Below are 13,546 nucleotides of genomic sequence, written 5' to 3'. Positions count from 1 at the left end.
CCAACCGTCCAGGCAACCTGTACGCTCTCCCAACGCAGCGCGCATGATGCGCTGCAATAAGGTATAGCGTAGAGATCAATGTCAGAAAATGGTGGTGCATACACGCACATAGGGCCATCCCACCTTAGGACAAGGGCGGGATGTGTTGGATCGTTTCCACATTTTGCACCGTAGAAAAGGAAAAGGCGGCCGCAGCCGCCTTTGTCCCGCTGTCACCTTGTTAGCGCGGCAGCACCGAGCTGCCCATCAGGAATTCGTCGACGGCGCGCGCGCACTGGCGCCCCTCGCGGATCGCCCACACCACCAGCGACTGGCCGCGGCGCATGTCGCCTGCCGCGAACACCTTGGCGCTGGAGGTCTGGTAGGAGCGCTCGCCCTCGGTGGCGGCGCGCGCATTGCCGCGCGCATCCTTCTGCACGCCGAAGGCGTCGAGCACGTTCTGCACGGGCGACACGAAGCCCATCGCCAGGAACACCAGGTCGGCTTTCATGTCGAATTCCGAATCCGGCATCTCGACCATCTTGCCGTCTTTCCACTCGACGCGGCAGGCGATCAGGCGCTCTACTTTACCGCCCTTGCCTTCCAGGCGCTTGGTCGCCACCGCCCAGTCGCGTGAGCAGCCTTCCTCGTGCGAGGACGAGGTGCGCAGGCGGGTCGGCCAATAGGGCCAGACCAGCGGCTTGTTTTCGTGCTCCGGCGGCTGCGGCATCAGTTCGAACTGGGTGACCGATGCGGCGCCATGGCGGTTCGAGGTGCCCACGCAGTCCGAGCCGGTGTCGCCCCCGCCGATCACGACCACGTGCTTGCCGGTGGCCTTGATCTGGTCCTTCAGCTTGTCGCCCGCGTTGACGCGGTTTTGCTGCGGCAGGAAATCCATCGCGAAATGCACGCCTTTCAGCTCGCGGCCCGGCACCGGCAGGTCGCGCGGCTGCTCGGCGCCGCCGGCCAGCACCACGGCGTCGAATTCCTTCTCCAGGTCTTCCGGGAAGATGGTGTCGCGCGCCATGTTGCTGACCGTGGCCGGGAAATCCTTGCCGATCAGGACACCGGTGCGGAAGGTGACGCCCTCCGCCTGCATCTGTTCAATGCGGCGGTCGATCAGGCCCTTCTCCATCTTGAAGTCGGGGATCCCGTAGCGCAGCAGGCCGCCGAGGCGGTCGCTCTTTTCGAACACCGTCACGTCGTGGCCGACGCGCGCCAGCTGCTGGGCTGCCGCCAGGCCGGCCGGACCGGAACCGACCACGGCGACCTTCTTGCCGGTTTTATGCGCGGATGGCTGCGGCACGATCCAGCCGTGCTCCCAGCCGGCGTCGGCGATCTTGCGCTCGATCGACTTGATGCCGACCGGCTCGTCGTTGATGCCGAGCGTGCAGGCCGATTCGCAAGGCGCGGGGCAGATGCGGCCGGTCACTTCCGGGAAGTTGTTGGTCGAATGGAGGTTCTCGACGGCCGCACGGTAATTGCCGTGGTAGACGAGGTCGTTCCAGTCCGGGATCTGGTTGTTGACCGGGCAGCCCGTGTTACAGAAGGGGATGCCGCAATCCATGCAGCGCGCGCCCTGTACCTTGGCCTGGCCATCGGTCAGGGTCAGCACGAATTCCTTGTAGTTCCTGACGCGTTCCACAGGCTCGAGGTGGCCCTCTTCCTGCCGTTCGAATTCCATGAAGCCGGTAATTTTACCCACGTTGTTTTCCTTTTTCTGTCTGGATGGCGTGCCGCTGCGGCTTACGCCGCCATCTCGATCTTGTCGTTCGCCTCTTCCATGCTCGAGTTGTGCATCTCCTCAAGGGCGCGCTTGTACTCGGTCGGGAAGACCTTGACGAATTTGGTGCGGCTGTTGCCCCAGTCGTCGAGCAGGTTGCGCGCGCGGGTCGAACCGGTGTGCTTGAAGTGGCGTTCGATCAGGCGGCGCAGGATGGTTTCGTCCGACTCGCGCTCGCCCTCGCGGGTCTGGCTGTGCCAGCCGGCGCGGTCGCCCTGCTGGCGGGTCGGCAGCACCGGCTCCAGGTTCACCATCGCGGTGTTGCAGCGGCCTTCGAACTCGCCCTTCGGGTCGTAGACGAAGGCCACGCCGCCCGACATGCCCGCCGCGAAGTTGCGGCCGGTCTCGCCCAGCACCACGACGGTCCCGCCGGTCATGTATTCGCAACCGTGGTCGCCGCAGCCCTCGACCACCGCCACGGCGCCCGAGTTACGCACCGCGAAGCGCTCGCCGGCCACGCCGTTGAAGAAGGCTTCGCCGGAAATCGCGCCATACAGCACGGTGTTCCCGACGATGATGTTGTCCACCGCCCAGCCGCGGAACTCGGTGTTCGGCCGCACGATGATGCGCCCGCCCGACAGGCCCTTGCCGACGTAATCGTTGCCCTCGCCAACCAGGTCCATCGTGATGCCGCCGGCCAGGAAGGCCGCTGCGGACTGGCCCGCCGTGCCCTGCAGCTGGATGTGGATGGTGTCGTCCGGCAGGCCGGCGTGGCCGTAGCGCTTGGCCACTTCGCCCGACAGCATCGCGCCCACGGTGCGGTTGACGTTCTTCACCGGCGAGATGAAGGACACGCGCTCGCCCTTTTCCAGCGCAGCCTTGGCCTGGGCAATCAGCTTGTGGTCCAGCGCCTTTTCCAGGCCGTGGTCCTGCTCGTCGGTGTGGAACAGCGCGCGCGGCGAATCGGCCTTCGGCTGGTAGAAGATGTTCGAGAAGTCCAGGCCCTGCGCCTTCCAGTGGCCGACCGCCTTCGATTTGTCCAGCAGATCGGCGCGGCCGATCAATTCGTCATAGGTGCGGATGCCCAGCTGCGCCATGATCTGGCGCGCTTCCTCGGCCACGAAGAAGAAGTAGTTCACCACGTGCTCGGGCTTGCCCTGGAATTTCGCGCGCAGCAGCGGGTCTTGCGTGGCCACGCCCACCGGGCAGGTGTTCAGGTGGCATTTGCGCATCATGATGCAGCCTTCGACCACCAGCGGCGCGGTGGCAAAACCGACTTCGTCGGCGCCCAGCATGGCGGCGACCACGACGTCGCGGCCGGTGCGCATCTGGCCGTCGGCCTGTACGCGGATGCGGCTGCGCAGCCCGTTGAGCACCAAGGTCTGCTGAGTCTCGGCCAGGCCCAGCTCCCATGGGGTGCCGGCATGCTTGACCGAGGACAGCGGCGAGGCGCCGGTGCCGCCATCGTGGCCCGCCACCACCACGTGGTCGGCCTTGGCCTTCGAAACGCCGGCGGCGACGGTGCCGATGCCCACTTCCGACACCAGTTTTACCGAAATCGACGCACGTGGATTGGCGTTCTTCAGGTCGTGGATCAGCTGCGCCAGGTCTTCGATCGAATAGATGTCGTGGTGCGGCGGCGGCGAGATCAGGCCCACGCCCGGCACCGAGAAACGCAAGGAGGCGATGTATTCGGACACCTTGTGGCCCGGCAGCTGGCCGCCCTCGCCTGGCTTGGCGCCCTGCGCCATCTTGATCTGGATCTGGTCGGCCGAGTTCAGGTATTCGGCGGTGACGCCGAAACGGCCCGAGGCCACCTGCTTGATCTTCGAGCGCAGCGAATCGCCGTCTTCCAGAGGAATGTCGGCCGCCACGCGGTCGCTGCCCAGGATCGAAGCCAGGGTCTCGCCCTTGCTGATCTTGATGCCCTTGAACTCGTTGACGTAGCGCAGCGGGTCTTCGCCGCCCTCGCCGGTATTGCTCTTGCCGCCGATGCGGTTCATGGCAATGGCCAGGGTGGCATGGGCTTCGGTGCTGATCGAGCCGAGCGACATGGCGCCGGTGGCGAAGCGCTTGACGATTTCCTTGGCCGGTTCGACTTCGCCCAAAGGGATCGCCTTGGAGGGATCGATCTTGAACTCGAACAGGCCGCGCAGGGTCAGGTGGCGGCGCGTCTGGTCGTTGATCAGCTGCGCGTATTCCTTGTAGGTGGAGAAGCTGTTGGCGCGGGTCGAGTGCTGCAGCTTGGCGATGGCGTCCGGCGTCCACAGGTGGTCTTCGCCGCGCACGCGGAAGGCGTATTCGCCGCCGGTGTCCAAGGCATTGGCCAGCACCGGGTCGGCGCCGAAGGCCAGCGTGTGCAGGCGCAGTGCTTCCTCGGCCACTTCGAACAGGCCGATGCCTTCGACCGTGGACGAGGTGCCGCGGAAGTATTTGTCGACCAGCGACTTGTTCAGGCCCACGGCTTCGAAGATCTGCGCGCCGCAGTAGGACATGTAGGTGGAGATGCCCATCTTCGACATCACCTTCAGCAGGCCCTTGCCGATCGCCTTGGTGTAGTTGGCGATCGCCTTGTCGACTTCCATCTCGTGCGGCAGGTTGTGCGCGAGGTCGGCCAGGGTTTCCAGCGCCAGGTAAGGGTGGACGGCCTCGGCGCCGTAACCGGCCAGCAGCGCGAAGTGGTGGGTCTCGCGCGCCGAACCGGTTTCGACCACCAGGCCGGTGGAGGCGCGCAGGCCGCGTCCGACCAGGTGCTGGTGGATGGTGGACGTGGCCAGCAGCGCGGGAATCGCGACCTGTTCCTCGGAGAGATTGCGGTCCGAGACGATCAGGATGTTGTGGCCCGATTTCACGGCATCGACCGCTTCCGCGCACAGCGAAGCCAGGCAGGCTTCGATGCCTTCCTTGCCCCAGGCGACCGGGTAGCAGATGTTCAGCTCGTACGACTTGAACTTGCCGCCGGTGTGCAGGCTGATCGAGCGCAGGCGCGCCATGTCGTCGACACCGAGCACCGGCTGCGCCACTTCCAGGCGCATCGGCGGGTTGACATTGTTCGTGTCGAGCAGGTTGGGCTTGGGACCGATGAAGGAGACCAGCGACATCACCATGCTCTCGCGGATCGGGTCGATCGGCGGGTTGGTGACCTGGGCGAACAGCTGCTTGAAGTAGTTATACAGGGGTTTGAGTTTGTTCGACATCACGGCCAGGGGCGAGTCGTTGCCCATCGAGCCGTTGGCTTCTTCGCCCAGCACCGCCATCGGCGCCATCAGGAATTTCAGGTCTTCCTGGGTATAGCCGAAGGCTTGCTGGCGGTCGAGCAGCGGGATCGCGGTCTTCTCGCCCTGCGCATCCTTCGCGCGGTGCTGCAGCAGCTGGCTTTCCGAGAGCTTGATTTCGTTCAGCTTGATGCGCACCGACTTGATCCAGGCTTTATAGGGCTTGGCGTTCGAATAGGTGTCCTTCAGTTCCTTGTCGTCGATGATGCGGCCCGCTTCCAGGTCGATCAGGAACATCTTGCCCGGCTGGAGGCGCCATTTCTTGACGATGCGCGATTCGGGAATAGGCAGCACGCCCGACTCCGATGCCATCACCACCAAGTCGTCCTCGGTGATGACGTAGCGCGCCGGGCGCAGGCCGTTGCGGTCCAGGGTGCCGCCGATGTGGCGCCCGTCGGTGAAGGCCATCGCGGCCGGGCCGTCCCATGGCTCCATCATCGCCGCGTGGTATTCGTAGAAGGCGCGGCGGTTGTCGTCCATCGCCGTGTGGTTTTCCCAGGCTTCCGGGATCATCATCATCATCGCCTGGGCGATCGGGTAGCCGGACATGATCAGCAGCTCGAGCGCATTGTCGAAGCAGGCGGTGTCGGACTGGCCTTCGTAGATCAGTGGGAAGAGCTTGCCCAGGTCGTCGCCCAGCACCGCGGACTTGAGCATGCCTTCGCGGGCGCGGGTCCAGTTGAAGTTGCCCTTGACCGTGTTGATCTCGCCGTTGTGGGCGATCAGGCGGTAGGGGTGGGCCAGCGGCCACTCCGGGAAGGTGTTGGTCGAGAAGCGCTGGTGGACCAGCGACAGGGCCGAGATGCAGCGCGGGTCCTGCAGGTCTTTATAGTAGACGCCCACCTGGTCGGCCAGCAGCAGGCCTTTGTAGACGATGGTGCGGGCCGACATCGAGGGCACGAAGAACTCCTTCCCGTGCAGGAGTTTCAGGGCCTGGATCGCGTGGCCGGAGGACTTGCGGATCACGTAGAGCTTACGCTCGAGCGCATCGGTCACCATGATGTCCGGGCCGCGGCCGATGAAGATCTGGCGGATGACCGGCTCTTTCGCTTTCACGAAGGGAGACATCGGCATGGTGTCGTCCACCGGCACGTTGCGCCAGCCCAGCACGACCTGGCCTTCGATGCGTACGGCGCGTTCGATTTCCTGCTCGCAGGCGATGCGGGAAGCGTGCTCTTTCGGCAGGAACACCATACCCACGCCGTACTCGCCGGGAGGCGGCAGCTCGACGCCCTGCTTGGCCATCTCGTCGCGGAAGTACTGGTCGGGAATCTGGATCAGGATGCCGGCGCCATCGCCCATCAGCGCATCGGCCCCGACCGCACCGCGGTGGTCGAGGTTCTTCAGGATCAGGAGGCCTTGCTCGATGATCGAGTGCGACTTGTTGCCCTTGATATGGGCGATGAAGCCAACGCCGCAGGCATCGTGCTCATTGGCGGGATCGTACAAACCTTGGGCAATCATGAGGCAATCTCCACAACATTTTCAGGGGGTTGAAATCGAGAATAGTGCAATGCAGCAGAATCGGCAACCACATTAATTAGGGTCAGAGTCGAATTGTTTGACAACTTTTTGCAGATGTCATTAATTGGGGACAGAGTCGATCGCGGCTGGACTCGCGGGCGTTTTCTCATGCTAACTTCTTGATTTATAAGCTAGACCTAAGCCGGCAGCATGGGCGCTATGACGAGCGGGACTTGGCGTTCTCTGTGCAAAACGCCAGGGGAGTTGCTCGAAAAAATAAAAACGGCACGGAAAACCGTGCCGTTGAATCGCTGCGCGTGCTTTTATGCCTGCGGATAAGGCGGGAGCGGGTCCCGGAATGGTCGCCCGCGCTTGGCCGGCAGGATCTGGCGCCGGGTTTTGCGCTCGAGTTCGCTCTTGAAGGCGTCGGACCCGAGCGGCTGGTTCTTCAGCACCGACGTGGTGACGAAATCGACTTCGTCCTGCGGGATGCCCTGCATGACCAGCTCGGTGTAGGCCGCTTCGCGCTGGAAGGGCGTATTGCCCATGCCCCAGTAGAGCAGGTGGTCGGTGACGAGGCCGTCGGTGCGTACGCCGGCGTGGTGGGCATAGCTCGACCAGGGATAGTCGAGCGGTCCCGCCACCAGGTTGGCGCGCACGGGATTGAGCTCGATATAGCGGCTGCAAGCCAGGAAATAGTGCTCGGTATCGATCAGCGAGGTACGGAAACGCCCTTCGAACAGGCCGCCGGTGCGCTCGTACTTGTTATTGAACCAGGGGACGTAGAAGCGGCCGACCTTCTGCATCATCAGCGCCAGGCCGACCGCGTCGGAAGGCGTGGCCAGCAGGTGTATGTGGTTGGGCATGAGCACATAGGCATGGATCGCCACCTGATAAAAGCGCGCCGCCTCCTTCAGCCAGGCCAGGAAGCGCCCATAGTCCGCCTCTTCGCGGAAGATGAGCTGCCGGTCATTGCCGCGCTGGATGACGTGGTGCGGCTGGTTCGGGATGATGAGTCGGGGAAGGCGTGCCATGGGAGTGCTCAACGGTCGAGCAGGCAATTCTAGCCGAAAAATTGACTCTGTCCCCAATTAATCGCAAGGCGTGGAGAAAATGGACTGACTCTGTCCCCAATTAAGTCGCCAAAGCCTTTTGAGGCCGCTTCAGAGACTGTAGAGAGAGCAATTGCTCAACAATTCGACTCTGACGCTAGTTATCTGCTGAGCAATTGGCCAATAATTGCACTCTGACCCTCATTATTAAGGGTCAGTTTTTGGGCAATTGCTCAACAATTTAACTCTGACCCTAATTAGTCAGGAGAGGGTGAAGCCGGCGGAGAGGCTGTAGCCTTCGCCGTAGGCGCTGCGCAGGGGGAGGTCCTGGCCGAGGCCGGAGCGGGCTTTCTTGCGCAGTCGGTAGACCAGCATGTCGACGCGGCGGCTGGCGTCCGGGTCTTCGCCGCCCATGCCGGCGACGATGACGTGGCGCGGGACCGGGCGGGTGTTGATGGTCAGGAGGTGCAGGAAGTTGCACTCCTTTTCGGTCAGGTCGATCACCTTGCCGGCCAGTTCCAGCTGGCGGGCGCTCACGCGCAGCATCCACTTGCTCGGCGCCGGGGCCGGGTCGGCCGGGCGCACGCGGCGGTCCAGGGCTTCGATGTGGGCCGCCAGTTCGGGGAACTTGATCGGCTTGGTCAGGTAGTGGTCGGCGCCCAGGCGCAGGCCGAGGATGCGGTGATCGAATGCCACGCGCCCGGTGAGTACCAGGAGGCCGATCTCCGGATAGAGCTGGCGCATGCGCGGAATGACGTTGAAACCATCCTCGTCCGGCAGGCCCAGGTCCAGCACCACCACCGCTGCCGGGGTACGGGTCAGGGCAGCCCACATTTCGCTCGCGGTCTTGGCGATCGTGACGTCGTGATCGAGCTCCCTCAGGAACTCGGCCATGTCGTCTGCGTATTCGCCATTGTCTTCAACAATCAGTATCTGCGTCATGGATGCGCCAGTTATTCGTCCGTCCGATTATCACTGCTGGGACTGGATGAGGCAAGTCGTTGTTGCCCGCCGCTCTCCAGTGCCGGCAGCCATAGCCGGAATTCGGCGCCGCCCTCGTGCGCACCCAGGCGCAGCATGCCGCCGTGGACGTCGACGATCGAGCGTGCCATGTAAAGTCCAAGCCCGCTGCCCGGCAAACCTGCTGCACTGCGGCCGCGGTAGCCCTTGTCGAAAATCCGCGCCGCTTCGTCGGCCGGCACGCCCGGGCCTTCGTCGCGCACCGTGAATTCGACGCCGCCGCCGCTGCGGCGCGCGCCCAGCGCCACCCTGGTGCCGGGCGGCGAGAACAGCAATGCGTTATCGACCAGGACCTTCAATGCCAGCCGCAAGCCTTCCGGTTCGCCGCGCAGCGCGGGCGGCAGTTCGTTTGCATCGAGCGCCGCTTCGCGGCCGGCGTCGCGCACCTGCTTCGCGCCCGCTTCGAGCAGGTCGGCGGGCGCGATCGTGTTCGGCTGGCGCACCTTGCCGATGGCGGCCATGCGGTCCGGCGACAGGTATTCGTCGAGCATGGCGATCAGGCGGTCGGCTGCGACCGCGATCTTGCGGTAGCGCTGGCGGGTCGGTTCGTCGGCGCCATGCGAGGTCGCTTCCAGGCGCTGGATCGCGCCGTCGATGGTGGCCAGCGGGGTACGGAATTCGTGATTCAGCATGCTGGCGAAACGGCGCTGGTCGGCGAAGCCGGCGCGCTGCTGCGTCAGGTCGCGCAACTGCCCCACCAGGGCACTGCCGCCGTCTGCATTGCGCACCACGGTGGCGATCACCTGCAGGCCGACCGGGTGGCCGTCGGCATTGCATACCTCGACGTCGTGCACGCTGCGCACGTCCGGCGCGTGGCTGCCGGAAGCGAGGTAGGCCCCAAGGGCGCACAGGTCCGCGTGCGCGCTGCTCCCCGCGAGCGCCGCCTGCAGTGCGCCGGCAGGATAGCCGAGCAGCTCGGAGAAAGCCGGGCTGACGTAGCGCAGGGTGTGCGAAGGCAGGTCGATGCTGAAGGCGATGTCGCCGGCCAGTTCGGCGATGGTGCGAAACTGCTCGCTGGGGACGGGCAGGCGGGCCGCGGATTGTTCCGGGCGATCCGGCGCTGGCGTGGTGCTAGGGGCGGCAACATCGGTGCTACAGATCATCGGGCACTTTCTGTTAGCGTTGGAACAATGAAGGTTGTCAGACAGTATATCCTTCCTTTTGCTTACTTGTATAGGAAGGTCCAAGAGGACATGCGTGGTGCATGAACGAAAAATGCGCCACAGTGCGCGCGGTTGTTAGATAATTCGCCTCTATGAACGATACCGCACCCCTCCCCCCGCTCCCAGACCGGCTCTCGATCGACCCGAGCAGCCCTTTCCATAACCGCGACGTCTTCCAGCACGACATCGGGATCCGTTTCAACGACAAGGATCGCACCGATGTGGAAGAGTATTGTCTCAGCGAAGGCTGGATCAAGGTCGCCGCCGGCAAGACGCTCGACCGCAAGGGCAAGCCGATGCTGATCAAGCTGAAAGGCAAGGTCGAAGCGTTTTATAAGTAAGCTGCAAGGCTGAATGAAAAAGGGCTGCCGGTTCGTACCGGCAGCCCTTTTTTTGTTCGCGTCAGGTTGGCGTTGTAGGGTGGGCAGGTTTCCTGCCCACGCGGTGATAGTGAGCGGGCGAATGAAGGCGCAGGCGGAATAAGCAGGATTTGAACGCGTGGGCAGAATCTGCCCACCCTACGGACCACAATACGCGAACGTATCCTTACTCTTCGAGCGGCGCGAAAATCGCCTGCAAATCTTCCTGCGTCAGGGCCATCTTCTGCGATTCGCCTTCCGACAGGATCGACTGCGCCAGTTCCGACTTCTTCTGCTGCAGCAGCTGGATCTTTTCTTCCAGCGTGCCCTTGGCGATCAGCTTATAGACAAACACGGGTTTATCTTGCCCGATGCGCCAGGCGCGGTCGGTGGCCTGGTTTTCCGCTGCCGGGTTCCACCACGGGTCGTAGTGAATCACGGTATCGGCCGCGGTGAGATTCAGGCCGACGCCGCCGGCCTTCAGGCTGATCAGGAAGATCGGCACGGCGCCCTGCTGGAAGGCCGCCACCTGCGCCGAACGGTCGCGGGTTTCGCCGGTCAGCAGCGCGTAGCGGATGCCGCGCAGCTGCAGTTCTTCTTCGATCAGGGCCAGCATGCTGGTGAACTGCGAGAACACGAGGATCTTGCGGCCTTCGCCCAGCAAGTCTTCGACCATCTGCATCAGGTCGGTGAGCTTGGCCGAGATCGCGGCCGTGTTCTTCTTGGCCGGCATGGCCTTCACCAGGCGCGGGTCGCAGCAGACCTGGCGCAGCTTGAGCAGCGCTTCGAGGATGACGATCTGGCTGCGCGCCACGCCCTTGCGGTCGATCTCTTCGCGCACCTTCTTGTCCATCGCCAGGCGCACGGTTTCGTACAGGTCGCGCTGCGGGCCCGAGAGCTCGATGCGGCGCACCATCTCGGTCTTCTGCGGCAATTCCTTGGCCACGTTGTCCTTGGTACGGCGCAGCAGGAAAGGCTTGATGCGGCGATTCAGGAGCATGCGGCGCACCGGGTCGTCCTGGCGTTCGATCGGATGGCGGAACTGGCTGTTGAAGGTTTTTTCGTCGCCCAGCAGGCCAGGCAGCAGGAAGTGGAACTGCGACCACAGCTCGCCCAGGTGGTTCTCGAGCGGGGTGCCGGACAGGCACAGGCGGTGCTGGGCGTCGAGCGAGCCGGCCGTCTGCGCCGCCTTGGAGCGGGTGTTCTTGATGTAGTGCGATTCGTCGAGGATCACCAGGTGATAGTGGTGCTCGCGCAGCTTTTCCTCGTCGCGCGGCAGCAGCGCATAGGTGGTCAGCACGATGTCGGCGCCGTCGATCTGGTCGAACAGGTCCATGCGCTCCTTGCCCTGCAGGAGCAGCACCTTCAGGCTCGGCGCGAAGCGCGCGGCCTCGTCGAACCAGTTGGCCATCAGGCTGGTCGGCGCGATCACGAGCGCCGGGCTGGTCAGCCTGCCCGCTTCCTTTTCGATCAGGATGTGGGCCAGCGTCTGCACCGTCTTGCCCAGGCCCATGTCGTCGGCCAGGATGCCGCCGAGGTCGTACTCGCGCAGGAACTGCATCCACGACAAACCATCGAGCTGGTAGTCGCGCAGGGTCGCCTGCAACCCGACTGGCGGCTCGACCTTTTTCACCGCGCCGAACTGGCTCAGCTTGCGGCCGGTCTCGCGCAGGCGCTCGCCGCCGCTCCAGTGCAGCTCGAGGCCGCGCGCCAGTTCTTCCAGGCGCGCCGCGTCCAGTGTCGAGAGGCGGATGCGGCCCTTGATCTTGTCATTGAAATACAGCTCGCCCAGCGTGGCCAGGATGGGTTTCAGGCGTCCCCATGGCAGCGCCACGCGTACGCCGTCCGGCAGGGTGGCCAGCATCTGGTCGGCTTCCGCGTGGGCGGCCAGCACGGCCGGGTCGAAGTCGGCCGGGGCGCTGCGGATCAGCTGCACCAGCACCGGCAGCAGCGGCACGCGCTGGCGCGCCACGATGATGCCCAGCTCCAGCTCGAACCAGGCATTGCCTGCTTCGGCCGGTTCGTCGATGTGGGCATACCACTCTTCGACCGGCACCACGTCGTAGCGGTACTTGGCGGATTTCTGTACATGCCAGCCGGCGTCGGACAGCGCATCGAGGTCGGCTTCGGCAAAGCGCAGCCAGTGCGCCTGGCTGTCGAGCGCCAGCGCGCCGGCCATGGCGTTGAACGGGGCGATGACGGGCTTGCGGAAACCCAGTTCGTTGAGGGTATTGAGCGCCGCGGCTTCGGCCTTCGGGTCGCGTTCGATGATTTCGGTGACGTCGCCGATCTGGCGCACCACACGCTGGGCCGGGTCGAAGGACACGCGCTGGCCGTCGTAATCGTAGGCCAGCACGGCGAAGTCCTGCCAGCGCGCCGCGCCACCGTCGGCCATCTGCACCGAATCGAGCAGCAGGTGCGGGATCGGCTTGACATCGTTACGCAGGCGCTGCGTGAGCGGCTGCGGCAGCGGCATCAGGCCTTGCAGGCCGTGCGCCAGCAGCAGCTGGGAAACGCGCTTCTTGTCGGCGCCGGTGAGGGTCGGGGCCTGCGCCACCAGGGCCTGCAGTTCGGCCAGCGAGATGTCGATGCCGCCGCGGTTGAGTTCGAGCGGCCCGATCGACAGGTTGTCGATATACCACGGCGGGTCGGTCGGCAGCATGTAGTCGATCTGGTCGGCCGCGCTGTGCGTGGCGCCATTGGCCGGTTCCACCGACCATCCGAGCCTGGCCATGCGGCCTTCGTCGCGCCAGGCCAGGCTGGCCAGGCGCTGCGGGCCGGCCTGCAGCGGGTAGACCAGGCCGCCGGCCATGTCGGACCACGAGTTCGCCCACAGCAGCTTGCCCTGCTCGAGCAGCATCTGCAGCAGGATCGCACCGACCTTGCCTTTTGGTTCGGTGGCGCTGGTGCCCTGCGCCGACCCGCTGCGCATGGCGATGAAGAAGCGCACCAGGTCGACGTCTTCGCCTTCGAGATAGGCGGGCGGCGCCGACAGCAGCGAAAACACTTCGCTCACCGGGCTGGCCGCGGCCACGTCGCCGTTCGGACGCAGGCGCGCCTTGCACAGGCAGATCGCCACGTGCCGGCCGCCGCTGGTGGGCGCCATCACGTAGACGAATTTGTACTGCACCGCTTTCGGATCGGCGATCTCGTCGGTGAGCTTCGGCTGCGGATGCGCCGCCGCTTCGACCCGTTGCAGCCAGCTCACCACCGGCGCGGGCAGGGCGGGAGCGCGTGCGGGAGCGCGGGCGACTGGTACGGCGTCGGCGGCGTTCTCGCGGTGATCATCGACTGTGTGCATTGGGTCTCGTGTGTTCGTATTAAAAACGACAATAAATACCATTATCCTTCATACGGGCACTTCCGTTTTGTTCGGAATCGCACGTAGCGGACAAAAACTCATCCGCGCTACTGGGCGCAGATTTTTCGCATGCGGATGCGTTGCGCACAGCCGACTGTTCTCGCATGATCGGATGCGGCTGTCAAGACTGGCGTATCCGCCCGGTTTGCG

The 13,546-nt window shown here is 64.4% G+C and carries 7 protein-coding genes; 1 reads left to right on the top strand and 6 read right to left on the bottom strand.

Translation table 11 applies throughout. From position 1 onward, the window contains the following. Positions 1-220: 220 nt before the first annotated feature. The 5 genes from AC3XQU_RS14445 to AC3XQU_RS14425 form a co-directional block, all read right to left on the bottom strand. Entirely contained in the window at positions 221-1,684 is a 1,464-nt protein-coding gene (locus tag AC3XQU_RS14445; RefSeq protein ID WP_489874852.1) for a glutamate synthase subunit beta, read from the bottom strand. A 41-nt stretch (positions 1,685-1,725) separates the two neighbouring features. Beyond that, entirely contained in the window at positions 1,726-6,441 is a 4,716-nt protein-coding gene (locus tag AC3XQU_RS14440) for a glutamate synthase-related protein (RefSeq protein ID WP_489874851.1), read from the bottom strand. 323 nt (positions 6,442-6,764) lie between these two features. Beyond that, entirely contained in the window at positions 6,765-7,475 is a 711-nt protein-coding gene (locus AC3XQU_RS14435) for a transposase (RefSeq protein WP_489874850.1), read from the bottom strand. 279 nt (positions 7,476-7,754) lie between these two features. Next, entirely contained in the window at positions 7,755-8,435 is a 681-nt protein-coding gene (locus AC3XQU_RS14430) for a response regulator transcription factor (RefSeq protein WP_489874849.1), read from the bottom strand. A gap of 11 nt (positions 8,436-8,446) precedes the next feature. Then, the gene (locus tag AC3XQU_RS14425) at positions 8,447-9,616 is read right to left on the bottom strand and encodes a PAS domain-containing sensor histidine kinase (protein ID WP_489874848.1); all 1,170 of its coding nucleotides are present in this window, start codon (positions 9,614-9,616) and stop codon (positions 8,447-8,449) included. A gap of 152 nt (positions 9,617-9,768) precedes the next feature. On the opposite strand from AC3XQU_RS14425, the gene AC3XQU_RS14420 reads away from it, so the two are divergent. Next, positions 9,769-10,017 (top strand): DUF3297 family protein, encoded by a 249-nt coding sequence (locus tag AC3XQU_RS14420; RefSeq protein ID WP_489874847.1) that lies wholly within the window; start codon positions 9,769-9,771, stop codon positions 10,015-10,017. Positions 10,018-10,222: 205 nt separating this feature from the next. Here the strand turns inward: AC3XQU_RS14420 and AC3XQU_RS14415 are convergent, their stop codons facing one another. After that, on the bottom strand, positions 10,223-13,336 hold the full coding sequence (locus tag AC3XQU_RS14415) for a DEAD/DEAH box helicase (RefSeq protein ID WP_489874846.1): 3,114 nt from the start codon (positions 13,334-13,336) through the stop codon (positions 10,223-10,225). Between the last annotated feature and the right edge of the window lie 210 nt (positions 13,337-13,546).

The sequence above is a fragment of the Telluria sp. AZSoR62 genome, assembly GCF_058111565.1.
The sequence above is the reverse complement of the archived record's forward strand: the minus strand, read 5'-3'. Positions and strand labels throughout refer to the sequence as shown.

What these genes read in the sequence shown, in the direction of transcription:
- AC3XQU_RS14420 (WP_489874847.1), top strand. Translation starts at nt 9,769, where the DNA reads ATGAACGATACCGCACCCCTCCCCCCGCTCCCAGACCGGCTCTCGATC.
- AC3XQU_RS14440 (WP_489874851.1), bottom strand. Translation starts at nt 6,441, where the DNA reads ATGATTGCCCAAGGTTTGTACGATCCCGCCAATGAGCACGATGCCTGC.
- AC3XQU_RS14425 (WP_489874848.1), bottom strand. Translation starts at nt 9,616, where the DNA reads ATGATCTGTAGCACCGATGTTGCCGCCCCTAGCACCACGCCAGCGCCG.
- AC3XQU_RS14415 (WP_489874846.1), bottom strand. Translation starts at nt 13,336, where the DNA reads ATGCACACAGTCGATGATCACCGCGAGAACGCCGCCGACGCCGTACCA.
- AC3XQU_RS14435 (WP_489874850.1), bottom strand. Translation starts at nt 7,475, where the DNA reads ATGGCACGCCTTCCCCGACTCATCATCCCGAACCAGCCGCACCACGTC.
- AC3XQU_RS14430 (WP_489874849.1), bottom strand. Translation starts at nt 8,435, where the DNA reads ATGACGCAGATACTGATTGTTGAAGACAATGGCGAATACGCAGACGAC.